The organism is Streptomyces sp. NPDC085900 (assembly GCF_044540925.1).
Taxonomy (GTDB): domain Bacteria; phylum Actinomycetota; class Actinomycetes; order Streptomycetales; family Streptomycetaceae; genus Streptomyces; species Streptomyces gilvifuscus.
Genome location: NZ_JBITSP010000003.1, coordinates 400,406 through 422,857, shown reverse-complemented (window position 1 = coordinate 422,857; position 22,452 = coordinate 400,406). Strand labels below are relative to the sequence as shown.

At 72.8% G+C, this 22,452-nt stretch carries 22 protein-coding genes; 8 read left to right on the top strand and 14 right to left on the bottom strand.

Going from position 1 to position 22,452, the window contains the following annotated elements; genetic code table 11:
• Positions 1–7 precede the first annotated feature (7 nt).
• Entirely contained in the window at positions 8–169 is a 162-nt protein-coding gene (locus ACIGDI_RS11315) for a hypothetical protein (RefSeq protein WP_272177142.1), read from the bottom strand.
• 47 nt (positions 170–216) lie between these two features.
• Between ACIGDI_RS11315 and ACIGDI_RS11310 the strand changes: the two genes are divergently transcribed.
• The 3 genes from ACIGDI_RS11310 to ACIGDI_RS11300 all read left to right on the top strand — a co-directional run bounded on the left by ACIGDI_RS11310 (position 217) and on the right by ACIGDI_RS11300 (position 3,580).
• Positions 217–1,347 carry a HesA/MoeB/ThiF family protein gene (locus ACIGDI_RS11310; RefSeq protein WP_399895233.1) on the top strand — a complete coding sequence of 377 codons (1,131 nt, stop codon included), beginning with the start codon at positions 217–219 and terminating at the stop codon, positions 1,345–1,347.
• Between the two features lie 111 nt (positions 1,348–1,458).
• Entirely contained in the window at positions 1,459–2,514 is a 1,056-nt protein-coding gene (locus ACIGDI_RS11305; RefSeq protein WP_399893931.1) for a nitrous oxide reductase family maturation protein NosD, read from the top strand.
• A 37-nt stretch (positions 2,515–2,551) separates the two neighbouring features.
• The gene (locus ACIGDI_RS11300) at positions 2,552–3,580 is read left to right on the top strand and encodes a methyltransferase (protein ID WP_399893928.1); all 1,029 of its coding nucleotides are present in this window, start codon (positions 2,552–2,554) and stop codon (positions 3,578–3,580) included.
• Positions 3,581–3,647: 67 nt separating this feature from the next.
• On the opposite strand, the gene ACIGDI_RS11295 is transcribed toward ACIGDI_RS11300, so the two are convergent.
• The 10 genes from ACIGDI_RS11295 to ACIGDI_RS11250 form a co-directional block, all read right to left on the bottom strand.
• The gene (locus ACIGDI_RS11295) at positions 3,648–3,980 is read right to left on the bottom strand and encodes a TcmI family type II polyketide cyclase (protein WP_142142233.1); all 333 of its coding nucleotides are present in this window, start codon (positions 3,978–3,980) and stop codon (positions 3,648–3,650) included.
• A gap of 19 nt (positions 3,981–3,999) precedes the next feature.
• Positions 4,000–4,479, bottom strand: a complete 480-nt coding sequence (locus tag ACIGDI_RS11290; RefSeq protein WP_399893925.1) for an SRPBCC family protein — start codon at positions 4,477–4,479, stop codon at positions 4,000–4,002.
• Position 4,480: 1 nt separating this feature from the next.
• On the bottom strand, positions 4,481–4,738 hold the full coding sequence (locus tag ACIGDI_RS11285; RefSeq protein ID WP_399893921.1) for an acyl carrier protein: 258 nt from the start codon (positions 4,736–4,738) through the stop codon (positions 4,481–4,483).
• A gap of 32 nt (positions 4,739–4,770) precedes the next feature.
• The gene (locus tag ACIGDI_RS11280) at positions 4,771–6,012 is read right to left on the bottom strand and encodes a ketosynthase chain-length factor (RefSeq protein ID WP_399893918.1); all 1,242 of its coding nucleotides are present in this window, start codon (positions 6,010–6,012) and stop codon (positions 4,771–4,773) included.
• Entirely contained in the window at positions 6,009–7,277 is a 1,269-nt protein-coding gene (locus tag ACIGDI_RS11275) for a beta-ketoacyl-[acyl-carrier-protein] synthase family protein (RefSeq protein ID WP_399893915.1), read from the bottom strand. The genes ACIGDI_RS11280 and ACIGDI_RS11275 overlap by 4 nt, the downstream gene beginning before the upstream one ends.
• Positions 7,274–7,699, bottom strand: a complete 426-nt coding sequence (locus ACIGDI_RS11270) for a cupin domain-containing protein (protein WP_374192156.1) — start codon at positions 7,697–7,699, stop codon at positions 7,274–7,276. The genes ACIGDI_RS11275 and ACIGDI_RS11270 overlap by 4 nt, the downstream gene beginning before the upstream one ends.
• Positions 7,700–7,761: 62 nt before the next feature.
• On the bottom strand, positions 7,762–8,874 hold the full coding sequence (locus ACIGDI_RS11265; RefSeq protein ID WP_399893912.1) for a SchA/CurD-like domain-containing protein: 1,113 nt from the start codon (positions 8,872–8,874) through the stop codon (positions 7,762–7,764).
• 103 nt (positions 8,875–8,977) lie between these two features.
• Positions 8,978–9,658 carry a class F sortase gene (locus tag ACIGDI_RS11260; RefSeq protein WP_399893909.1) on the bottom strand — a complete coding sequence of 227 codons (681 nt, stop codon included), beginning with the start codon at positions 9,656–9,658 and terminating at the stop codon, positions 8,978–8,980.
• Positions 9,659–9,774: 116 nt separating this feature from the next.
• Positions 9,775–10,329 (bottom strand): hypothetical protein, encoded by a 555-nt coding sequence (locus ACIGDI_RS11255; protein ID WP_399893906.1) that lies wholly within the window; start codon positions 10,327–10,329, stop codon positions 9,775–9,777.
• Positions 10,330–10,517: 188 nt separating this feature from the next.
• A complete protein-coding gene (locus tag ACIGDI_RS11250) occupies positions 10,518–12,170 on the bottom strand; it encodes an FAD-dependent oxidoreductase (RefSeq protein ID WP_399893903.1) in 1,653 nt (550 codons plus the stop codon).
• 319 nt (positions 12,171–12,489) lie between these two features.
• On the opposite strand from ACIGDI_RS11250, the gene ACIGDI_RS11245 reads away from it, so the two are divergent.
• From ACIGDI_RS11245 to ACIGDI_RS11235, 3 genes are read left to right on the top strand one after another with little or no spacing between them, the layout of a single operon-like run.
• Complete coding sequence (locus ACIGDI_RS11245; RefSeq protein WP_399893900.1) at positions 12,490–12,804, top strand: hypothetical protein; 315 nt, start codon at positions 12,490–12,492, stop codon at positions 12,802–12,804.
• A 1-nt stretch (position 12,805) separates the two neighbouring features.
• Positions 12,806–13,834, top strand: coding sequence for a hypothetical protein (locus ACIGDI_RS11240; RefSeq protein ID WP_399893897.1), 1,029 nt, complete (start codon positions 12,806–12,808; stop codon positions 13,832–13,834).
• Positions 13,831–15,573: a hypothetical protein gene (locus ACIGDI_RS11235; protein WP_399893894.1), complete on the top strand. Its 1,743-nt coding sequence runs from the start codon at positions 13,831–13,833 to the stop codon at positions 15,571–15,573. The genes ACIGDI_RS11240 and ACIGDI_RS11235 overlap by 4 nt, the downstream gene beginning before the upstream one ends.
• Here the strand turns inward: ACIGDI_RS11235 and ACIGDI_RS11230 are convergent.
• Positions 15,554–17,257, bottom strand: a complete 1,704-nt coding sequence (locus ACIGDI_RS11230) for an APC family permease (RefSeq protein WP_399893891.1) — start codon at positions 17,255–17,257, stop codon at positions 15,554–15,556. The genes ACIGDI_RS11235 and ACIGDI_RS11230 overlap by 20 nt on opposite strands.
• A gap of 218 nt (positions 17,258–17,475) precedes the next feature.
• Between ACIGDI_RS11230 and ACIGDI_RS11225 the strand changes: the two genes are divergently transcribed.
• Positions 17,476–19,641, top strand: coding sequence for a DEAD/DEAH box helicase (locus tag ACIGDI_RS11225; protein ID WP_399895230.1), 2,166 nt, complete (start codon positions 17,476–17,478; stop codon positions 19,639–19,641).
• A gap of 3 nt (positions 19,642–19,644) precedes the next feature.
• Here ACIGDI_RS11225 and ACIGDI_RS11220 read toward each other — a convergent pair whose 3' ends face one another.
• A complete protein-coding gene (locus tag ACIGDI_RS11220; protein ID WP_399893888.1) occupies positions 19,645–20,625 on the bottom strand; it encodes an SMP-30/gluconolactonase/LRE family protein in 981 nt (326 codons plus the stop codon).
• A gap of 128 nt (positions 20,626–20,753) precedes the next feature.
• Here ACIGDI_RS11220 and ACIGDI_RS11215 point away from each other — a divergent pair, with 128 nt between their 5' ends.
• Positions 20,754–21,194: a MarR family winged helix-turn-helix transcriptional regulator gene (locus ACIGDI_RS11215; RefSeq protein WP_272177153.1), complete on the top strand. Its 441-nt coding sequence runs from the start codon at positions 20,754–20,756 to the stop codon at positions 21,192–21,194.
• Positions 21,195–21,196: 2 nt separating this feature from the next.
• Here ACIGDI_RS11215 and ACIGDI_RS11210 read toward each other — a convergent pair whose 3' ends face one another.
• Positions 21,197–22,408, bottom strand: a complete 1,212-nt coding sequence (locus tag ACIGDI_RS11210) for a serpin family protein (RefSeq protein ID WP_399893883.1) — start codon at positions 22,406–22,408, stop codon at positions 21,197–21,199.
• Positions 22,409–22,452: the final 44 nt, after the last annotated feature.

Below are 22,452 nucleotides of genomic sequence, written 5' to 3'. Positions count from 1 at the left end.
CGACCGGTCAGGCGCCGCCGTTGCCACCGGACTCGCCGGTGGTCTCCTTCTTGTCCAGCGGACGGATCTCGATCTTGTTCGGCATGCCGTGTCCTCCTGGTGATGGCTGTGGCCTGCGGTGGTCCGACGTGCTCTTGCCAGAGTTGGTCAGTCGGACGATTGTTGTCAATGTCCGCTGCTCGACGGTGAGTTGGGGCTGACGAGATTGGCGTGAAGATGACTGTGCACGCGATGCGGCGGCCCCGGATCAAGCCGGAGCACCGGGCCTATCGGACGGTCGACGGCGACGTGCGGATCGGGAGCGTGGTCCACGGCGTCGGCGCCGAGGTCAAGGACCCCGACGGCTGGGTGTGGACCCTGGTCGAGGCCATGGACGGCACGCGCGGCGCCGCGGACGTCGTCGCCGAGGTCGCCCGCCGCCATCCGGAACTGCGGCTGCCGGAGGAGGACATCACCCAGGCGATGACGGACCTCACCGCGGCCGGGTACGTGGAGGACGCCGGCGCCCCACCGCCCGCGGAGCTGTCGGAGCGGGAACGGGAGCGCTACGGCAGGGGCATGACCCTGTTGCGCTGGATGGACCTCCGGCCCAGGGAGAGCGCCTGGGAGCCGCAGCTCCGGCTGCGCCGCGCCCGGGTCCTGCTGGTCGGCCTCGGCGGCACCGGCTCGGCCGCCGCCCGGGACCTGGTGGCCTCCGGGGTGGGGCGGCTGCACTGCGTCGAACCGGACGTCGTCGAACTGTCCAATCTCAACCGTCAGACCCTCTTCCGCGAGGTCGACCTGGGCACGCCCAAGATCGACGCGGCACTGACGGCACTGCACGCCCTGAACTCGGACACGACGGTCACGGGCGAGCGCCGGGAGGTGCGCGGCCCGTCGGACCTGGAGGACCTCCTGGCCGGCGGCGATCCCCGATACGACCTGCTGCTCCTGGCCGCCGACCGGCCGCCCGTGATCCGCCGATGGGCCAATCGGGTATGTCTGGCCTCCGGTGTTCCGTGGGCCGAGGCCGGCTATCGCGGGCCCCTGGTGAGTGTCGGGGTATTCACGCCCGGCCGGGGCGCGTGCTGGGAGTGTCTGCGCAGTGCCGAGATCGAGCGCCGCGACCTGCGTCTCGCACCCGGCCAGGACGAGGAGGCCGCCTCGCCCCGGATGCCGTGGAACCCGGTCAACGCCGTGACCGCGGGCCTGTCCGGCGGTCTGCTGGCCCATGCGGCGATCACGCTGCTGTGCGGGATACCGCCGGTCGAGCCCGGCTGCCGGTTCGGCCTCAACCTCATGGTGCCCGGCGAGGCGATCATGCAGCGCGCGGAGCGACGCCCCGACTGTCCGGCCTGCGGGGCGTGAACCCCGGCGGACCACGGACTTCGGTGACGGGCGGTCAGCCGCCGCGCGTGACACGCCTCCGGATGGCCCATCGCACCGGCCGGGGAGCCTTCCGGTCATAACGTGTGGAATATGACTAAATGTCGCATCGCGTATCTGGCGTGCACCGCAGCGATCCTCGGGGCGGGCCTCGGTGCCGCCCCGCCGGACTCCGTGCCCACTACCCACCTGGTGTTCCCCGGCCAGTCCATCCAGAAGGCGGTGGACGCCGCCGTCCCCGGGGACACCGTGCTGGTGACCCCCGGCACCTACCACGAGAGCGTCAAGGTGACGACGCCTCACCTGACCCTGAGGGGCACGGGCCGCGAGACGGTCGTCGAACCGGGCACCGACAAGACGGGCGCCTGCGCGGCGCGCGGCAACGGCATCTGCGTGGTCGGCGCCAAGGACCACGACCTCCGCGGAGTCACCGTCGCCGACCTGACGGTGACCGGCTTCAGCCACACCGGAGTGTTCGCCATGGCCACCGACCGCCTGACCGTGCGGAACGTGACCGCCGTGAAGAACGGCGTGTGGGGCATCGCCCAGGAACGCTCGGTGCACAGCGTGATCCGCGGCAACACCGCCCGGAACAACGGCGACGCGGGTGTCTTCCTCGCCAACACCATCACGCGGGAGGAGGGCGCCGCGGACACCCACGGCACCCTCGTGGAGCACAACCGGCTGGAGGGCAACCGGATCGGCATCACCGTCCGCCGCCTGCGCGACCTCACCGTCGCCGGCAACCACCTCACCGGCAACTGCGCCGGCGTGTTCGTCGTCGGCGACGAGAACAAGCCCAAGACCGGCGACCTGACCGTCCGCGACAACCACCTCGTGCGCAACAACAAGTCGTGCCCCAAGACCGACCGGCTGCCCGCGCTCCAGGGCTCCGGCATCGTCCTGACCGGCACCGAGAACACCCTCGTCACCCACAACACGATCCGGGACAACGCCGGTGCCTCGCCGCTGTCGGGCGGCATCGTGCTGTTCAAGAGCTTCGTGGGCGCCACCAGCGACCACAACCGCGTCGAGGACAACGTCCTGCGGAACAACACCCCGGCCGACCTCGTCAACGGCGACTCCGGCCAGGGCAACACCTTCGACCGCAACAACTGCCGGGCCTCCAGGCCCGCGGGCCTGTGCTGACCGCCGTACCGTCCGACTCCAGGAAGGAGGGCGGCACATGACGACCGCCCAGACCGCCCCACCGCCCTCGATGCGGCTGCGGGAACTCGCCTTCGGGGCGGCCTGCGCCGCCGCCCTGCGCGCCGCGGCACGCCTCGGCGTCGCCGACGCCCTCGGCGACGACCCCATGGCCGCCGAGGACCTCGCCGCCGCGGTGAAGTCCGAAGCCGGCCCGCTGCGACGGCTGTTGCGGGCCCTGTCCTGCTACGGCGTCTTCGCCGAGCGGCCGGACGGGACGTTCGCGCACACCGACGTGTCCCGGCTGCTGCGCGAGGACGACCCGCACAGCCTGCGCGCCATCGCCCTGTGGTGCACCGAGCCGTGGACCTGGGACGCCTGGCCGAAGCTCGACGAGGCCGTGCGCAGCGGCCGCAACGTCGTACAGGAGCTGTACGGCAAGGAGTTCTTCCAGTACCTCAACGAGGACGCGCCGGAGTCCGCGCACGTCTTCAACCGCGCCATGACCACCTCCAGCAAGCAGTCCGCCAAGGAGGTCGCCGAACTCCTCGACCTGTCCGGGAGTTCGTCGGTCGCCGACATCGGGGGCGGCCAGGGGCACGTCGTGGCGAGCCTGCTGGAGAAGTACCCGTCGATGCACGGCACCCTGCTCGACCTGCCGCAGGTGGTGGAGAACGCCGACCCCCGGCTGCGGGAGGGCGGCGCGCTCGCCGACCGGGTGCGGATCCTGGGCGGCGACTGCCGGGTGTCCGTGCCGGTCCGGGCGGACACGTACATCATCAAGAACATCCTGGAGTGGGACGACGAGAGCACGGCCCGGCTGCTGCACAACGTCCGCGAGACCGGCGGCCCCGGGACCAGGGTCGTGGTCATCGAGAACCTGGTCGACGACACGCCCTCCATGCGGTTCAGCACCGGCATGGACCTGTTGCTGCTGCTCAACGTCGGCGGGGCGAAGCACACGACCGAGAGCATGGTGAGCCGGATCACCGCGGCCGGGCTGGTCATCGACGACATCAGCCCCGTCAACCCCTACCTGCACGCCTTCGACTGCCACGTCCCGGGCTGAGCGGGGCGCCACACACCGGTCGCCGGACCCGCAGCGTCGCGGGTCCGGCGACCGGTGAGATGCGTCGTCAGCCGGCGGGGTCGCGCTCCCAGAGATAGAAGCGCTGCGCCATGGCGTCCTTCGGGGAACGCCAGGTCTCGGGGTCGTACGCGCTGACGTACGAGGCGAGACGCTCGCTGACGCCCCGGAACTCCGGGTGGTCGACGACCTTGGCGATGGCGGGTCCGGGATCGCGCTCGGACTCCACGAGATGCATGTACACATCGCCGAACTGGAACAGGCTGCGCCGGACGACTCCGACGAGGTGCGGCAGCTCGCCCCGGTCGGACTCCGCGAAGATCTTCGCGATGTCCGGGGCCGAGCCCGGGGCCATCCGGGCGACGATCAGCGCCTGGTGCATGGGCGGTTCTCCGTCCGGCTCAGTCGGTCAGGCCGGGCGTGAGGCCCTGCTCGGCGGCGGTCTTCTCGATGCGGTCGCGGATCAGCGCCAGCTGCACCTTGGAGTTGCGGTTGATGTTGTCGGTCATCCAGTCGTCGTCGACCGGCGCCTCGGGCTTCATCGCGAAGTCCTGTGTCCAGACCATCCGCACGCCCTGGGGGACCTCCTCGTACCGCCACAGGATGTTCATGTGGTCGAACGGCCCTGTCTCGACCCGGCGGGCCCGGACGGTGAGGGTGTCGCGGTCCGCCTCGCGCTCCGAGACCCAGCTCCACACCTTGCCGTTGTCGTCGGGGTGCATGGTCAGCCGGAAGGTGACCTTGTTCCCCTCCCGGGAGAGGATCTCGGCGGAGGCGTACTCGCTGAACAGCCGCGGCCAGCCGGCCACGTCGTTCGTCATGTCCCACACCAGGTCCAGCGGTGCGGCGATGGTGATCTCGTTCTCGGTGTGTCCGGTCATGTCACGCCCCCGCCAGCAGGGCGCCGTTGACCTGGTCCAGGAACTGCCGGGGCGTCTTGCTGCGCTCGGCGTCCGGCGGCATCGGCGTGCCGTAGCGGTTCTCCAGCTCGCCGACGATGCCCAGCAGGCCCAGCGAGTCGACGCCGAAGGTGTCGAAGCCGGAGTCGTAGCCCCGCTGCAGCTCCTCGGGTGCGACGGTGACGCCGGCTGCCTTCTTCATCAGCTCGGACAGCTCTTCCACGGTGATGCGGTCACTCATGCGGTGGTTCTCCTTCGCTCTGTGACGGTTCGTCATGTGGCGCCGTGCCGCAGCACGAGCGCCGAGTTCGACCCCATGAGCCCTCGGCTGAGGACCAGGGCCGTGCGCGGCTCGACGGCGCGGGCCGCGCCGGTCACGAGGTCGAGGTCGTGGCAGACGTCGAAGACGTTCGGGGTGGGCGGGATCACGCCGTACCGCATCGCCAGCACCGCCGCCGCGACGTCCAGCACGGGCGCGGCCCCGTAACCGCGGCCGATCCCGGTCTTCGGCGCGGTGACCGGCACCCGCCGCCCGTGCGCGGCGAACACGTCGGCGATCGCCAGGGCCTCGGCCCGGTCGGCCTCCGGCACGCCCAGGGCGTCGGCGAAGACCACGTCGATCTCCTCGGGCGCGCAGCGGGCCTCGGCCAGGGCACCGCGGATGGCGTGCGCGAGCCCTTCCCGGGACCGCTCCCAGCGGCCGGCCCCGGTGAACGTCGCCGCGTGCCCGGCGATCCGGGCCCGCACCTCGGCACCGCGCTCGCGGGCCGACCCCTCGTCCTCCACCACCAGCATCGCGCCGCCCTCGGCGGGCACGAACCCGCAGGCCGCGGAGGTGAAGGGGCGGTAGGCGCGGGTCGGGTCCTCCTCGGTGCTCAGCTCCGGGTAACCGAGCTGGCAGACCACCGAGTACGGGGCGAGCGGCGCCTCAGTGGACCCCGCCACCACCACGTCGGTGCCACGGCGCACCGCGCGTGCCGCGTGCGCCAGGGCGTCCAGGCCGCCCGCCTCGTCGGAGGCGACCACACCGCAGGGGCCCTTGAAGCCGCGGCGGATGGAGATCTGGCCGGTGCTGGCGGCGTAGAACCAGGCGATCGACTGGTACGGGCCGACGAACCGGCTGCCCTTGCCCCACAGTTGCTGCAGTTCCCGCTGGCCGAACTCGCCGCCGCCGGAACCGGCCGCGGTGACCACGCCGACCGAGAACGGAGCGTCGTCGGTGTCGGCCCGGCCGAGCCCGGCGTCGTCCAGCGCGCGGTCGGCGGCGGCCAGCGCGAAGTGCGTGAAGCGGTCGGTCTGCACGAGATACCGCTCCTCGACCGCCGTGGCGGCGTCGAAGTCCCGGATCTCGCCGGCCACCCGCAGCGGCAGGTGCTCACAGCCCTCGCGGGTGACCCGGTCGAGGACGCTGAGGCCCGCCTCGGTGGACTTCCAGAAGGCTTCCGTGCCGTTCCCGTTGGGCGCGACCACGCCGATTCCGGTGACGGCGGCACGCCGTGGATACGGTTCGCTCATCGTCTTGGCTCCCTCGACCGGGACAGGACCACCGCGGACTGGAAGCCCCCGAACCCGCTGCCCACGGACAGCACGCTGTCCAGCCGGCGTTCGCGGGCCGTGCGCGGGACGTAGTCCAGGTCGCACTCGGGGTCCGGGGTCTCGTAGTTCGCGGTGGGCGGTACGACCTGGTGGGCCAGGGCCAGCACGCAGGCGACGACCTCTATCGCGCCGATCGCGCCCAGGGAGTGGCCCACCATGGACTTGATGGAGCTCATCGGGGTCTCGTAGGCGTGCGGGCCCAGCGCCCGCTTGACCGCCGCGGTCTCGTGCCGGTCGTTCTGCTGGGTGCCCGACCCGTGGGCGTTGACGTAGTCGATCGCCGTGGGGTCGAGTCGGGCGTGGTCGAGGGCGTCCTTGATGGCGCGGGCCATCTCCAGTCCCTCGGTGGTCAGACCGGTCATGTGGTAGGCGTTGCCGAAGGTGGCGTAGCCGCTCAGCTCGCAGTACACGTGCGCGCCTCGGGCTCTCGCGTGCTCCAGCTCCTCCAGGACGAGTACGGCGCCGCCCTCGCCCATGACGAAGCCGTTGCGTTCGGCGTCGAAGGGGCGGGAGGCGTGGGCCGGGTCGTCGTTGTTGGGGGAGGTGGCCTTGATCGCGTCGAAGCAGGCCATGGTGATCGGGGAGATCGGCGAGTCCGAGGCGCCGGCTATGCAGACGTCGGCCCGGCCCTCCTCGATGGTGTGGAACGCGTAGCCCACCGCGTCCAGGCCGGAGGTGCAGCCCGTGGAGACCGTCTGCACCGGCCCGCCCGCGCCGAACCGTTCCGCCACCGTGGCGGCGAGCGTGCTCGGCGCGAACGCGCGCTGCAGGTGCGGGCCGGCCTGCCGGTCGTCCACGTCCCAGCGCTGCCCACGATGGCTGACCAGGACGTAGTCGTTCTCCAGCCGGGTGGTCCCGCCGACCGCGGTGCCCAGCGAGACCCCGACCCGCCAGGGATCCTCCCGGCCCAGGTCGAGACCGGCGTCCCGGACCGCCTCCTCGCCCGCCACCAGGGCGAACTGGATGTAGCGGTCGCACCGCGCGGCCTGCTCCGCGTCCAGCCCGTGCGCGCCGGGCTCGAAGTCGCACTCGGCGGCGATCCGCGACCGCAGCCCGGACGGGTCGAAGAACGTGATGCCCCGGGTCGCGGTGCGCCCCTCGGCCAGCAGGTTCCAGAACGCCGGTACGCCGATGCCGCCCGGTGCGACGATGCCTATGCCGGTGACGGCGACGCGCCTGCTCATGACGCCACCCGGTCTCGGCCGGCCACCGGGGTGGAGTCCGTCTCCTCGGTGTCCACGTGCCCGAGCGGCGGGGTCGGGGCCAGCGGGCCGAGATGGAAGACGAGACGGGCCTCGACGTTGCCCACGTTGCGGAAGCGGTGGCGCATGTGGGCGGGGATCATCAGCCCCTGCTCGGGCTGCAGCGGGTGGGCCTCGCCGTCGAGGTCCACCTCCAGCTGCCCGCACAGGACGTACACGAACTCCTCGGAGTACGGGTGGTAGTGCTCACCGATGCGGTCGCCGGGCTGCACGATGGCCACACCCATGAAACCGCTGGTCGAGCCGACCGTGGCGGGGGTGAGCAGGGCGCGCAGATCGCCGCCGCGGCGGGTGTTGGGCTCGATCTCGTTCAGAGCCACGATTCTGGGACGGGAAGTGGTCACGACAGTGCTCCGATTCATGCGCTGCACGGGCGGGTGGGGGAGTGGCCGTCGCGGTCGACCGGTCAGGCGTCGGGCGATCGGCGGTCGGTGACGAGGTCCATGCGCGCGGCCTCGAGCACGCGCGTCGGGTCGGCGTCCGGGAACGTGGTCAGCTCGGCCACCTGCCCGGGCTCGGCGAGACCGAGGAACGGCGTGGGGACGGCGGTGTCGAGCGCGCCGCGCACGTCGATCAGTCGGACAACGATGTCGTCCCGCTGGAAGATCGTGCTGCGCAGGACCGGACCGTGCGGGTCGTCCGCCGCCGCCGCGTCCTGCCGGGCGAGCACCTCGGCCAGCCGCATTCCCTGTCCCGGACGGGCCGGGTAGTACAGGGCGTGCCGCTCCACCTGCGCGTCCCCCTGCTCCGCGGTCACGTGGTGCACGGCGGGCAGGGCCGCACGGGTGAAGAACATCCGGGCCGACTCGGGGTCGTCGAGGTCCCGGTCCTGCTCCAGATAGGGGTTGATGGCCTCCTCGACGGCGCGGACCTCGGGCTGGCGGGCGACGTGGCGCAGCGCGGCGAGCAGGTCGCCCTTGACCTCGACGGCCCGCACCACCCGGTTGCCGTGCATGAAGAGGGACGTACGGCACAGCCGGGTGTTGTCGTCGACGCGGGGCTCGGGGGAGGCGTAGTCGGCGAGGATCTTCTTGACCTGCTCCTCGCTGCCCGGCTTGACGGTGAAGGTGAGCGCGTGCCGGATCACGCCGTCGCCGATGCGGGGCATGCTCTGCAGCCGGCGCTCGTCGCCCACGGCGGGACCGCCGGTCTCGCGGACGACGTGGAAGCGCAGCGACCGCGTGTCCCGCACGCAGCTGTGCAGCGGCTCCACCATCCGCACGTGCTCCTCGCTGTTGACCCAGGCGAGGAACGGCGGGGCGCTCTCCCACTCGCTGGTGATCAGCCACTGGGAGGGGTTCTCGATGGACTGGCACAGCTGGTCGCTGACGTGTCCGGGGACGGACGCGACCTGGTGGCACAGCTGCTCGTAGGCCTCCAGGAACTGCTGCTGGGCGCCGTCGTAGACGTCCACGAGCAGCACGACCCGCAGCCGGGAGCCGTCGAACACGGACTGGGACACACGGGGCGAGGCCTGGGGGGCCGGCCGGCCCTGGGCACGTTCGGACGTGGTGGTCATACTGCGCACATCTCCTTCTCGGGGGATTGCTTCTCGGCGTTCTCGATCCTGTGCCCGTCCTGTGCGGCGCGCGACTCGCGTGAACTACGCGGGTGACCGTGGCTCACACCAGGTGCGCGAAGACGACCAGGTTGTCGGTGTAGTCGCGCACCGTTCGGTCGTAGTCGCCCGCACAGGTGATGAGGCGCGCCTCGGCGCGCGGGGTGTCGCCGTAGACGCGGTCGCTGGGGAAGTCCGCCTTCGAGAAGGTCTCCGCGCTGTCGACCTGGAAGGTGGCGGTACGGCCGTCGGCGCGCTCCACGGAGAACACGTCGTCCTTGCGCAGTTCGCCCAGGCCGGCGAAGACGGCGGCCGACGTCTTGGTGTCGACGTGCCCCGCGATGACCGCCGTGCCCGTCTGCCCGGGCGCGGCGCCGCCGGCGTACCAGCCGACGAGGTTGGTGTCGGCCGCCGGCGGTGGCTGGAGCTGTCCGGTCGCGCCGATGGAGAGGTCGGTGAAGGGTGCGTCGACGCCGATCTTCGGGATGAGCAGACGCACCGGCCTCGACCAGGGCAGATGTGGTCCCGCCGAACTTCCCGAGGGAGCCGCCCGGGCGGGTGGGGCCGACACGGCGGCCTGCTCGGCGCGCGGGGCCCGGGAGGTGCCGGGCGCCGGGTCGTGACCCGCGATCAGGGCGATGGCCAGGAGCAGCCCGGCCGCGGCCCAGATCATCACCGGGCTCGTACGCGAACTCGCGGTGGAGGCCGGGTCGTCACCGGAGGGGGGAGAGGAAGGGGCTGCCATCGGGAAGAACACCTCACTCGGACACGGCAGTCGAGCGGACGGGACGGGGGCGGGAGCGGCCGGGCCGCCACGGGGGCGCGTGTGGCGGCCCGGGCCGCTATCGCGTCCGGCATGGCTCAGGCCAGGCTTCCGGCGGTCTTCCTCCGCCGTGCCGCGTACAGGCCGGTCCCGGCGAGGCCCAGGACGGCCAGGCCGCCCGCGGTCACCGTCGGCGTGGCGAGCGCGCCCCCGCCGGTGTGCATGCCCCCGTGCGGCTTGTCGTGCTCACCACGCCAGCCGTTCGAGTCGCCGGAGCCCCTCGACGAGTCGTCGCCGTGGTTGCGGTAGGTCTCCGGGTCGAACCGGGGGTCGGAGGAGCCGCCCGAGGCGTCGCCCTTCACGGCGGTCAGCGCCCCGCCACCCGTGTGCATGCCACCGCGCGGTCCGTCGTGGCTGCCGTCCTTGTCGTGCTCCTTGGACCACGAGGAGGAGGAGTCGTTCTCCTTGCTCCAGGAGGAGGAAGAGTCGTGCTCCTTGCCGGAGGAGGAAGAGCCGTGCTCCTTGCCGGAGGAGGAGGAAGAAGAGGAGTCGTCCGGACTCCAGCCGCCGTCGGCCGCGTAGGCGCCGGGAGCGGTGATCGCCAGGACGGCCGAGGCCGCCGCGGTGGCCAGGAGCATGCGAGCAGAGCGCATAGGTGGATTTCCTTCCGTCGTGGCCTGGGCAGCTGTCGTCGTGTCAGCTGAGGTGACCCGGCCCCGACGTGAACCACCGTCAGCGCGATGGCGCTCCGCCACCACTCAAGACGATCACGCGGGTGAACGGCATGGGCCGGCCGGGCGGTGTCGCGCCGCCCGGCCGGCCCTTCCGCCCCGAGTTCAGGTCAGTGCGTCACCGCCGTCAGAACCTGACGCAGCGTCGACTGGGGGTCCGGCACCGGGCCCGGCGAGCGCCAGGCCACGAACCCGTCGGGGCGGACCAGTACGGCGCCCCCGGCCTCCGTGCCGTGGCACTGCGCCCAGTCCGCGCCCTCCTCGGGCACCAGCTCGGCATCGGGCCCGCTGCCCACGCGGTACGACTCGACGGGCACGGGCGTCTGCGCGGCGAGCCGTACGGCCGCCTCGTGCCAGCCACCCGGCTCACCCGCCCCGCTCAGCAGGACCAGGGACTTCTCGTACAGGTCGAGGGTGGAGATCCGCTCGTCGTGGTGACGCACCCACATGTGCGGGGCGCGGCTGCCGGGTTCACCCGTCAGGGCGAGGCCGTCCGGGACGACCGGGGCGGTGGGCTCGGTGCCGACGACGGCGCCCTGCGGATAGCGGTAGCCGAGGGCCACGTCGAGGATGCCCCGCTGGGGGCCGCCGGCGCCCGCCCCGGGCGGCGGCGCGAAACCGGGGTGGCTGTGCTCCGCCGACCGGGCGGCGGCCCGGGCGCTGGTCGCCTCCGCCACCGGCCGCCGCTCGGCGTCGTACGTCTCCAGCAGACCCTCGCCGGCCCAGCCGCCGAGCACCGCGGCCAGCTTCCACGCGAGGTTGTGCGCGTCCTGGATGCCGGTGTTGGAGCCGAACGCGCCGGTGGGGGACATCTCGTGGGCCGAGTCGCCGGCCAGGAAGACGCGGCCCGAGCGGTAGCTGCGGGCGACGCGCTGGGCGGCGTGCCAGGGGGCCCGCCCGGTGATCTCCACGTCCAGGTCCGCCACGCCGACGGCGCGCCGGATGTGCTCGACGCACCGCTCGTCGGTGAACTCCTCCAGGGTTTCCCCGTGTTCGGGGTGCCAGGGGGCGTGGAAGACCCACTTCTCGACGTTGTCCACCGGCAGCAGCGCGCCGTCGGCGTCCGGGCTGGTCAGGTAGCAGACGATGAAGCGGCGCTCGCCCACCACCTCGGCCAGCCGACGGGAGCGGAAGGTGACGCTGACGTTGTGGAACAGGTCGCCGGGGCCGCTCTGGCCGATGCCGAGCTGTTCGCGGACCGGGCTGCGCGGGCCGTCGGCGGCGACGAGGTAGTCCGCGCGGATGGTCGTGTGCTCGCCGGTCTCACGGCTCTTGACCACGGCGGTCACGCCGGTCGGACCGGCGTCGAAGGACATCATCTCGGTGGCGAACCGCAGATCGCCGCCCAGCCGCCGGGCGTGCTCCAGCAGCACCGGCTCCAGGTCGTTCTGGCTGCACAGGCACCAGCCGCTGGGGCTGAACCGGGCCAGTCCGCCGTCCGGGTCGATCTGCCGGAACAGCCACTCGCCGGCGTCGCCGACCAGTGTGGGCGTCTGCAGGATGCCGTGGTTGCCGGCCAGGGTGGCCGCCGCCCGGTGGATCGCCGGCTCGACGCCGGCCACCCGGAACAGCTCCATCGTGCGGACGTTGTTGCCGCGGCCGCGCGGGTGGATGGAGGTGCCGGCGTGCCGCTCGACCAGCGTGTGCTCCACCCCCAGCCGTCCGAGGAACAGGGACGTCGACAGACCGACCAGGGAACCGCCGACGATCAGGACCGGCGTCCTGTGGACGCGGGCGCCCGTCTGGTCCGCTTCTTCGTTCATCACTCGCCTCCGGCGCGTCGTTTGCCACCGACTCGGCCGTGTTGGGGTCGGCCCTTCATCCATGCCCCGCGGAACTGACAACGGGTCAGATTTCACCCGTCCGCAGGCGCGCACGCCCCCGGCGGTGGTGGTGGGCGCCCGGGCGGCGCTCCCTCGGGGCGGGTGCTTCCCGCACCACCGGCCGGCGCTCCCGTGATCTCCGTACGGACTCCAGGTGGGGCTTGCCCAAGTGGGTAGGCTGGTAACGGAGTTGGGGCGGGAAGGGTGTGACCGGCCCCGGCGCGCGCGGCAGATCGGACCTCGACGCGGGGGCGTTGGCATGGCTGTGAAGATCTCGGTGTCCGTCAAGGGACAGCTCGGGCTGGACGATCCGGACCGCATGCTCGGCGAACTCGCGGCGGAGACCGGCCTGACCTGGCACCGCCGGGAGGTCGAGGAGGACGGCGTCCTCACCGGCGGCATCGTCGAGATCATCCTGGTCGCCGTGGTCGGCAAGGCCACCGAGATGACCGTCTCGGCGGCGGTGGACGCGGCCAAGCACGTCGTCGAGCGGTGGCGCGGCGAGCGCCTCGACCCGCTGGACACCTCCGTCGACACCGAGCCGGACCCCGGCACGACCGGCCAGGACGGCTGACATGGCATCCAGGGCGGTGGTCATCGGACCGGCGACGTACGCCCCGAACTCGGGCATCGACTCCCACCCGTCGATCGGCGAGAGCGCGCGCATGTACGGCGAGGTGCTGTCCGGCGACGCGATGTGGGGCCCCGACAGCTGCCGCGTCCTCGGCCCCGACGAGGTCGGCACCGCGGACGGCGTGATGCGCGCCCTGCAGGAGGCGGCGGACGAGACGGAACCCGAGGACATCTTCCTCGTGGTCTACGTCGGCCACGGCCAGTACTGGAGCGACCTGCCCGGCGCCCAGGTGCACTTCTCCGTCGGCTCCTCCCACAAGAACGAGCCGTGGACCTGGCTGTCGAGCTGGTACGTCTACCGCGTGATGCGCAGGGCCAGGGCGAAGCTGAAGGTCCTGATCGCCGACTGCTGCTACTCCAACCTGCTGCCGCAGCTCGGGGAGGAGCCGGTGCTGCCCGGCGTCCTGGGCGAACTCGACGAGGGCACCTGCGTCTTCACCGCCGTCAAGAACGCCAACTTCGCCTCCGCCGAGGGCTGTTCCTCGCTGCCCGGAGACCTCGCGCGGTGCACCCCGTTCAGCGGGCACCTGCTGCGGATACTGCAGGACGGCACCAAGGACCACGCGTCCCGGCTCACCATCGGCCTGCTGCGGGAGGCCGTCAAGCGGGAGATGGACAGCTGCGCGGCCGCCCGCCACCAGGTGCCGCGGATGTCGCTGAACGACGCCCGCGACGGCACACCGCTGTTCACCAACCGGATGGAACCCACGCGGCGCGACCGGGCCCCGTACCTCCCCGTCGATCCGCAGGACTGGGTCAGGACCCTGATGCTGGACCGCGACTCCCGCCTCGACGAACTGCTGCGCGACGAGCGCAAGACCGGTGACGTGGTCGCCATCCTCCGCTCCCGCCGCGACGAGGCCAGCAGGCATCTCGCCCGGCACATCGACGCCCGGGCCAACACCTCCTTCAGCGATCCGCACGCCTTCGCCCGGTACTGGAACAGGGCGGAGAAGGCACTGCGCGTATGAGCGACGGCCGTACGGCCGCGGGCTCCGAACCGGCCCTCGCCGCCGAGAGCGAGGACGGCGAGGCGTGGAGCTCCGGCTACGAATGGGTGACCAACTGCACGGTCGACGGCTTCGTGGGCCGTGTGCAGGCCATGCGGGAGGGCGACGAGCCGGGCACCGAGGGCGGGGTCGGGCCCCGGCCGGCCGCCGCGGTCCGCGCCCTGCACGCCTTCGCCGTCCGCCGGTCCGTGGACGAACTCATCAGCTCCGCGGCCCGGTTCCACGACCGCGACGCCGTCACCGTGCTCGCCACCGCTGCCCTGTACCGCAACATCCTGCAGGCCGCGGAACTCGCCATCAAACAGTGGGACGTCGAGCACGAGCCGGGCGGGGCCGCCGACGGAGGCCCCCGGCTCATCGACGGCGTCATCCACGACATCGCCTGCCAGCGCACGGTCCTCGACGTCGCCGTGTTCGTCCGCCGGTGCCGCGACGCCGGCCGGCACGAGATGGTCGACCGCACGGTCCGCGTCTTCACCACCCCCAGCTCGGGCCGCACCAACCTCGACAAGGCGCTGCTCTACGTCGCCCTGCGCGACGAGAAGTGCGTGGAGGAGGCGGCCGAGCTCCTGCGCCTGTCCCTCGTCGCGATCACCGAGAACGGCGCGCAGACGCCGGACACCGTGCCGAGGCAGTTCCACGACCTCGCCGGAGCGCTGCACCACGTCAGCCCCTCCGAACGCATCCTGGAGGAGTGGGCCGACGCCCAGCTCCAGCTCGACGACGACTTCGTGCACGAGACCCGCCAGATCATCGCCCAGCTGATCGCCACCCGCACCGACGGCCGCGACACCCTCGTGGAGCACGTCGGCAAGCGGCGCACCCGGCACGACATCGCCGAGATCTGCGGTCGGCTCAGCAGGCCACCGCACGCCGCGAAGTGCGCCGAGATCCGCCGGCACGCCGCCGCGCGCGACAAGACGGAGGACCTCGCCGAGATCGTCCGTACCTGGTACGAGTCCGACGCGCTGAAGGGGACGACCGAGGACCTGCTCGCCGACATCGTCGCCCGGGGGGCGGCCCGGGACGCCGGGCCCCGCTCGCTGCGCGAACTCGACCGGCTGGACACGGCGCTGAGCAACGTCAACGCCCCGCCGGAGTGCCGGCGGATGCTGCGCGTCGCCGCCGCCGTGCACACCGACGGCCGTACCGGCGCCGAACTGGTGGCGCTGCTGGGCAAGGTCGAGCGGCCGCGGGACCGCAACCGCGCCGCCCGGACCGTCGCCCGCCGTCTCGCCGCCCGCGTCCTGGCGAACTCCGCGGAGGCCGACCTGTTCGTCGAGTACGTCCACGGACTGCGCGGCGCCGGCCGCACCGAGGCCGTCTACCTCGCCTGCAAGGAGCTCGCGGACCCGTCCGACCCCGTGCCGGCGCCCGAGGGCTCGGGCGCGGTGGTCGCCAGGATCGCGGCCCGGCTGTACGACGCCGACCTGCGCCGCGACGGCCGGGACCCGCGCCGGGACGGCTGGGACCTGCTGGAGCGCTGCCTGGAGAACGAGCAGCGGATCACCCCGCAGGAAGTGGCCGTCGTCGTCGCGCAGTTGCGCCTCAGCGCCATGAACGAGGAGGACCGGCACTTCCTGCTGCGGGCCACCGTGGGCCGCTGGTCCGACGCCCGGCGCCGGGAGGAGGCGGTCGCCGAGCTGAGCGAGAAGGGGTTCGACGCGGAGGCCAGGGAGGTCATTCGCTCACTGCGATAGGCGTCGGCGCCACGACGGTCGGGCCGGCCCCCGGCGTCGGCAGCATGGGCGGCACCTGCCGGATGTGCCGCCGGGACGCCCTGACCAGACCCTCGAAGGACACCAGTGCCGTGACGACGGCCAGGAAGCCGCCCAGGACCTTGTGGTGCAGGCCGATCGGGGAGTCGCCCAGGAACAGCGTCAGCAGCATCAGCACCGTGAGATGGCCGAGCAGCCACACCGCCGCCTGGGCGGAGGGCCTGGTACGCCACTCCCGGAACTGCGTCACATGCACCTTGGCGTCGTATATCCGCCCGAACGCCGGCAGCCACTGGGCCAGGCTCGGCAGCCACAGCAGCAGCACGCAGCCCACCGCGAGCGCCGCCAGGCCCTGCCAGAGGAACGCCCAGCCGGCCCCGTAGAGGATCAGCGCGACCAGGGCGAAGCTCGCCCGGGCCAGCACCTCGTGGGCGTCGCGCCGCCGGCCGGAGTAGCCGGGCAGATGCTCGCGCAGGGACACCAGGGCCACGCCGGGGACGGCGTAGACGACCAGGGTCAGCACGCCGGTGGCGGCGACCAGGGCGCTCCAGCTGCCGCCGAGCGCGCGCAGGGCGACGGCGGCGATGAAGAAGTCGACGACCAGGACCAGCCAGTACACGTCGTGACGCCGGTTCAGGGACGCCTTGCGGGCCGTCTGCAGCCCCCGGTGCGTCAGATGCGCCCGGCTGAGCGCCGCGACCTCGCGGGTGAGGGCGTGGGCGAAGACGAGCCCGGCGCCCATCGGCGAGACCACGCCGTTGACGCGGAGCAGCACGCCGAGCCAGAACAGCCCGGTGGCGGCCGCGAAGTGGGCGTAGGGCGAGGACCCCATGTCGGCGGCGCTCCACCGCGCGTCGTGGTACTGGGTGAAGACGGCCTGCAGCGCTATGTACAGCACCATCGAGCCGACGATGGTGCCGAAGACCGCCCGCCGCAGCCGGGCAGCCTCGCCCGGCGGCCGCCGTTTGACGTTCCCGGCGAAGTCCAGCGGCCCCTGGAAGCCGACGTAGGCGTAGATGACACCGCTGCCGACCACCGCGCTCAGCGCCGCGGCCGCGCCCTTGCCGTCGCCGTGCGCGACCGCCGTGCCACCCCGGTCGTCGAAGCCGGCGGCGATCAGCAGGACCACGGTCAGTACGGGGACGAGGACCTTCAGCACGGTCAGCCAGGAGTTGATCCGGAAGAAGATGCGCGGGGCGACCAGGTTCACCGCGGAGATCACCGCCATGAACACCAGCGCGTAGCACCAGCCCCGGTCGGTGAGCGTGTCCGAGCCGTCCAGGAGTCCGTGGACGCGCCACCCGGACAGCGCCTTCGTCATCGCGACGGCCTCGCTGGCCAGGTTGATCGCGTACACCAGCCACAGCCCGGCCGCGACGATCGTGGCCACCACCTCGCCGCTGCTCTGCAGCGGCAGGAAGATCAGCCCGCCGGTCTTGGGCGCCGCGGTGCCCAGTTCGACCATGACCCCCGCGATCAGCAGCATGAGCAGACCGCCGAACAGCCAGGCGAGCCAGGCGTCCGAACCGGCCTTGCGGAACGCCTGGCCGGCCCCCAGCATCCAGCCCGAACCGATCACCCCGCCCGCGGCGAGACCGACGAGGTGGAACACCGACAAGCGCCGCTGTTCGTCCTCGTCCTCGAACGGCAATGCCCGAAGACTCATCCGCCCCGTCCCCCGCGTAGCGTCGGCAGCTCCTCACGCACAGTGGCGACAAGGGTACAGCCGGGGGCATTGTGGCGCCCCGGAGTTGATCGCACGTCAGGGTTCCCCGGCCTCCAGGCCTCCTTCCGTCGTCCGTGTCCGGTTGTCAGTGCCCGGTGCGAGGATGTGGGCAGTGGGACCGGTGACGCGGGAGGGGCGGCGGGGTGGGCGTGGGGGAGGTGCAGGCGGCGCCCGTGGGGCGGCGGGCCCGGGAGGTCTGCGAGCAGGGCACACGGCTGTACGAGGCCGCGCGTGCCGTACTCGACGATCACGCCCGCGCCCTGAAGGCGGTGCGTTCCGCCCTGGCGCCGCTCAGGGACGAACTGGTCGCCCGGGAGCTGGAGTCCATCCCGGTCGCCCGGCTGAAGGACGCCACCGAGGGCAGACTGCGGCTGGCGGCCGTGGAGGCGGCCGGCTTCACCACCGTGCGGTCGGTGCACGAGGCGAGCCGCTTCGAGCTGCGCCGGCTCCCCGGTGTCGGCGCCCAGACCGCCGACCAGGCCCTCGCCGCCGCCCACCAGATCGCGGCGGCCGTCGCGGAGACGGTCTCGGTCCGTATCGACGTCGACCGTCCCGAACCCCGGACCACGGCCCTCGTCGTCGCCCTGCACCGGCTCGTCGAGGCCGGACCGGAGCTGCGCAAGGCCGTCGACACCGCCGGGCGGCTGGACGGCGAGCTGGCCGGACTGCTGCCCGCAGCCCGCCCCGCCACCGGCCGGCTCCGCCTGGCACTCGCCGGCCACCGCCGCAGGGAGGCCGCCTTTGTCGCGACGGCCCGGCTGCGCGCGCTGGCGGCCGAGGCGGAGGCACAGGGCACCCGGCTGAAGCTGGTGCAGGCCTCGACCGACCTGCTGCGCGGGCCGGCCGACGAGATCGAGGCCTGGGTCGACTTCGAACTGCGCTCCGCCGAGTACTACAGCCAACTCGCCGAGGTCTCCGCCCACCGCACGGACGAGGCGGCCGCCGAGGGCTTCCTGCCGTCGGAGGTGGCCGAGCGGGTCCGCGCACAGCCCCTCGACGACACCCACCGCCGGGTCTCCCTGCGCGGCTACCAGTCCTTCGGCGCCCGCTTCGCCCTCGCCCAGCGCCGCGTCGTCCTCGGCGACGAGATGGGCCTGGGCAAGACGGTCCAGGCCATCGCCGCGCTCGCCCACCTCGCGGCCGAGGGACAGACCCACTTCCTGGTGGTGTGCCCGGCGAGCGTGCTGATCAACTGGACCCGGGAGATCCGCTCCCGCAGCACGCTGCGGGCGGTGCCGGTGCACGGCCCGGACCGGCAGGACGCGTACGCCGAGTGGCGCGAGCGCGGCGGCGTCGCCCTGACCACCTTCGACCTGCTGCACACCCTGCCCGTTCCGGACGACGGCACCGGACCCGGGATGCTCGTCGTGGACGAGGCGCACTACGTCAAGAACCCCGACACCCGCCGCACCAGGTCGATCGCCGCCTGGACGAAGACCTGCGACCGCGTGCTGTTCCTCACCGGAACCCCGATGGAGAACCGCGTCGAGGAGTTCCGCACGCTCGTCCGCCACCTGCGGCCGGAACTGCTCCCCGGGATCCGCGACAGCGACGCGGTCGCCGGCCCGCACGCCTTCCGCAGAGCCGTCGCCCCCGCCTACCTGCGCCGCAACCAGCAGGACGTGCTCACCGAACTCCCCGCCGTGCTCCAGGTGGACGAGTGGGAGGAGTTCAGCGCGGCCGACGAGGACGCCTACCGCACGGCGGTCGCCGCGGGGAACTTCATGGCGATGCGCCGGGCCGCCTACGCCGACGCGGAGAAGTCCGCGAAGCTGCAGCGGCTGCGCGAACTGGTCGCGGACGCGGCGGCGAACGACCTGAAGGTGGTGGTGTTCTCGTACTTCCGCGACGTGCTCGCCGCGGTCGGGTCGGCCCTGGACGGCACGCCCGTGGGCCCGATCGCGGGCAACGTGCCCGCCGCCCGCCGTCAGCGCCTGGTCGACGACTACACGGCGGCCGACGGCCACGCGGTCCTGCTCGCGCAGATCGAGGCGGGCGGCACCGGCCTCAACCTCCAGGCGGCGTCCGTGGTGATCCTGTGCGAACCGCAGGTCAAACCCACCCTGGAACACCAGGCCGTGGCCCGCGCGCACCGCATGGGCCAGGTCCGCCCGGTGCAGGTGCACCGCCTGCTGTCCCCCGACAGCGTCGACGAACGCCTCCTGCGCATCCTGAACGACAAGAGCCGCCTCTTCGACGCCTACGCCCGCCGCAGCGACACCGCAGACGCCACCCCGGACGCGATCGACGTCTCGGACACCGGCATCGCCCGCCGGATCGTGGAGGAGGAGCAGCGCAGACTGGCGGCCGAAGCGGCCGGGTGACCGTCAGATGCCGTCCACCCACGCCACGGTGAACGGCTCCTCGGGCACCCCCGGACCCATGGGCCCGCCCTTGTCGAACTGCGACCGTACGACCAGCAGCCGGCCGTGGACCCGGGCGAGCGTGGTCGGGACCTGGAGCGCGGAGTCGGTGAACCGGCGCTCCAGGCGGGCCGAGGCGCCGTCCCGGGCCAGCCGCCACCGGCTGAGGGTGTTGACGGCGTTCTGCGCCGCCCACAGCGTGCCGTGCGCCAGCTCCAGCCCGTCACCGTGGGTCAGGTCGCCGCCGTGCAGGGCGACTTGGCGCACGGAGCCGGTCGCGGTGTCCACCCGGTACAGGCCGCCGCCGGTCATGCCGACGACGAACAGGTGCCGACCCGACGGGTCGACGACGATCCCGTTGAGGAACAGGCCGTCGGGATCCGCCACGGCGCTCAGGTCGTACGCGGCGTCCAGCGTCGCACCGCCGCCGCGGCGGGCACGGGCGAGGTCGGCCGGGGTGACGCGGTAGACCACGGGCCGGGAGCTGTCGGTCAGATAGGCGGTGCCGTCCGGCCCGAGCGCCAGGTCGTTGACGAAGGACGGGCCGCCGCCGGGGACGGTGAGCCGGGCGAGCGGCGTGCGGCCGGGCAGCTCGTAGACGTCCACCCCGGCCGTGGAGTCGATGACCCACAGCCGCCCGGCCCGGTCGACCTTGAGGCCGTTGGCTGTGGTGCGGCCGTCCGCGCCGGCCGCCAGGAAGACCTCGGCGGCGCGGCCGCCGCGCGCGGCACGGTACACCGCGCCGGTCGTGTACGAGCCGACGTAGGCGTCGCCGGTCCGCGGGTCGAGAGCGATGCCCTCGGGATAGGCGCGGTCGTCGGGGAGCGTGAACGCCGTGGAGATCCGCGGCGCGGTGGCCGCCCGGGCCGGGCCCGCCACGGTGACGGCCAGCGCGGCGGCGGCTGTGGTGGTCAGAAAGGTACGGCGATGGATCGAACGGGACACGTCGGTGCCTCTCACTTCGGATTCTCACTACCTTCAGTGCACGAACCTAAGTTAGAGCTCTAATATCCGTCAATGCATTAATCACTCAGCTCGGTCTCATCACAGAAAGGGGCCGTTACCATGCGCAGATGACGTCCATGCCCGTGTCCGAGCGCCTCGGCTCCCACATCAAGCGGGCCGAACAGGCTCTCAACGCGACCAAGACCGCGGTCCTGAAACCCGCGGGCGTGACCGTCGCCCAGTACTCGGCGCTGCTCCACCTCTCCGAGAACCCCGGCATCTCGGCGGCGGCCCTGGCCCGCCTGTGCGGCGTCACCCCGCCGACGATGAACACGGTCCTGAACAACCTCCAGGACCGCGCCCTCATCGAGCGCACCCAGCACGAGTGGCACAGGAACGTGCTGGAGACCCGCCTCACCGACGAGGGCCGCGCGGTCATGGCCGACGCCGACGCCCGTGCCGTACGCGTGGAGCGGGCCCTCGCGGCCGAGTTCACGGACGAGGAACGAACCGCCCTGGCGGGCCTGTTGGGGCGGTGCGTGGAGATCCTGGAGAGGGAGCGGCCCTAGACCTAGGGGTACTCCTCGTCGTACTGAGGGTCCTCCGGATACGGCTCCGGGTCCGTCACCCACCCGGCCGCCAGCACGAGCCGGGAGTGGCGGTGCAGGGCGAGGAAGCCGAAGGGGCGGTCGTAGACGGCCTCGACGACGGTGGTCGTCCAGCGGAGCCGGGACATCGCGCCCCCCGGCATGCCGAAGGCCGTCACCGCCGCCGCCTCGAAGCCGCGGGCGAAGAACCGGGCCATCGCCGACTGCCGGGCCGACCCGACGAACAGCGGGTCGGCGCTGATCCCGGGGAAGTGGCCGGACGGGTGTTCCTGCATCGCCGTACCCAGCCCGAACACCTCGGGCCACGCCAGCAGATCGTGCTCGGCCGTCACCCCGAACGCCACGGTCTCCACGTCCAGCGACGGCGGTACGGGCCTGGAGGACCGCTCCCTCACCACGCGCAGCCCCGGCCCGGCCTCCCCGTACGGCAGCGCCGGCCCCGGCAGGACCGGACACCTGCGCGCCAGGACGTCCACCCCCGCCGCCAGGACCTGCCCGGCCGTCATCCGCTCCTCCCCGAGCAGCAGATGGACGTCCACGGCGTTGTCGCCCAGCACCTTCAGCTCGGTGACGTGCCCCCACCGCGTGTCGGCCACACCGATCCGGTCCAGCACCTCGGTGCGCCGGCGCAGCCCCAGCAGGGTCCGGCCGTACCACGGACCCGCCTCCGGCTCCGTCACGCTCTCGGTGAAGGGGCGCAGCCAGTGGGTCCGCAGTGCCAGCGCGCTCGCCAGCACCATCTCGGTGTCCTCGTACAGCGCCACCGGCATCCGCTTGATCAACCCGCCCGTCCGCTCGGCCGCCCACGCGTCCAGTGCCGCCTTGTCGGCGACCGGGTCCGCCGTGAGCACGCCGTGCGCCCCGGCCGGCAGCCCCGCCTCCCAGGTCTTCCGCAGCTCCAGCGTCCGCCGGGTCCACAGCCCGAGCGCACGGTCGACGCCGCGCATCGCGCCCATCGCCCCGAGCAACTCGCGTGCCGCCGCGCCCGCTTGCCCGTCGGGCACACCCAGTGCCTCCACGAGCTCCGCCCGGACCGCGCCCCCGGCCCCGTCGGCCAGGAGGCCGAGCAGCGGCCACACCCCGGCCGCGGAGAACACCGTGCCGCCGGGCGCCACCGCCGCCCACCGCGCGGTCAGGTCGTTGACCGCCCGGATCGTCTGATTCGTGATCCGCATTCCGCCCCCACCAGCCCCGCGCTTACCATGCGCCCAGCCGTACA

Excerpts from the sequence above, each read along its gene's own strand:
- ACIGDI_RS11215 (WP_272177153.1), top strand. The coding sequence starts at position 20,754 with ATGACGTCCATGCCCGTGTCCGAGCGCCTCGGCTCCCACATCAAGCGG.
- ACIGDI_RS11310 (WP_399895233.1), top strand. The coding sequence starts at position 217 with ATGACTGTGCACGCGATGCGGCGGCCCCGGATCAAGCCGGAGCACCGG.
- ACIGDI_RS11240 (WP_399893897.1), top strand. The coding sequence starts at position 12,806 with ATGGCATCCAGGGCGGTGGTCATCGGACCGGCGACGTACGCCCCGAAC.
- ACIGDI_RS11245 (WP_399893900.1), top strand. The coding sequence starts at position 12,490 with ATGGCTGTGAAGATCTCGGTGTCCGTCAAGGGACAGCTCGGGCTGGAC.
- ACIGDI_RS11230 (WP_399893891.1), bottom strand. The coding sequence starts at position 17,257 with ATGAGTCTTCGGGCATTGCCGTTCGAGGACGAGGACGAACAGCGGCGC.
- ACIGDI_RS11265 (WP_399893912.1), bottom strand. The coding sequence starts at position 8,874 with ATGACCACCACGTCCGAACGTGCCCAGGGCCGGCCGGCCCCCCAGGCC.
- ACIGDI_RS11235 (WP_399893894.1), top strand. The coding sequence starts at position 13,831 with ATGAGCGACGGCCGTACGGCCGCGGGCTCCGAACCGGCCCTCGCCGCC.
- ACIGDI_RS11290 (WP_399893925.1), bottom strand. The coding sequence starts at position 4,479 with ATGACCGGACACACCGAGAACGAGATCACCATCGCCGCACCGCTGGAC.
- ACIGDI_RS11255 (WP_399893906.1), bottom strand. The coding sequence starts at position 10,329 with ATGCGCTCTGCTCGCATGCTCCTGGCCACCGCGGCGGCCTCGGCCGTC.
- ACIGDI_RS11285 (WP_399893921.1), bottom strand. The coding sequence starts at position 4,738 with ATGAGTGACCGCATCACCGTGGAAGAGCTGTCCGAGCTGATGAAGAAG.
- ACIGDI_RS11275 (WP_399893915.1), bottom strand. The coding sequence starts at position 7,277 with ATGAGCAGGCGCGTCGCCGTCACCGGCATAGGCATCGTCGCACCGGGC.
- ACIGDI_RS11305 (WP_399893931.1), top strand. The coding sequence starts at position 1,459 with ATGACTAAATGTCGCATCGCGTATCTGGCGTGCACCGCAGCGATCCTC.
- ACIGDI_RS11210 (WP_399893883.1), bottom strand. The coding sequence starts at position 22,408 with ATGCGGATCACGAATCAGACGATCCGGGCGGTCAACGACCTGACCGCG.
- ACIGDI_RS11250 (WP_399893903.1), bottom strand. The coding sequence starts at position 12,170 with ATGAACGAAGAAGCGGACCAGACGGGCGCCCGCGTCCACAGGACGCCG.
- ACIGDI_RS11300 (WP_399893928.1), top strand. The coding sequence starts at position 2,552 with ATGACGACCGCCCAGACCGCCCCACCGCCCTCGATGCGGCTGCGGGAA.
- ACIGDI_RS11280 (WP_399893918.1), bottom strand. The coding sequence starts at position 6,012 with ATGAGCGAACCGTATCCACGGCGTGCCGCCGTCACCGGAATCGGCGTG.
- ACIGDI_RS11260 (WP_399893909.1), bottom strand. The coding sequence starts at position 9,658 with ATGGCAGCCCCTTCCTCTCCCCCCTCCGGTGACGACCCGGCCTCCACC.
- ACIGDI_RS11295 (WP_142142233.1), bottom strand. The coding sequence starts at position 3,980 with ATGCACCAGGCGCTGATCGTCGCCCGGATGGCCCCGGGCTCGGCCCCG.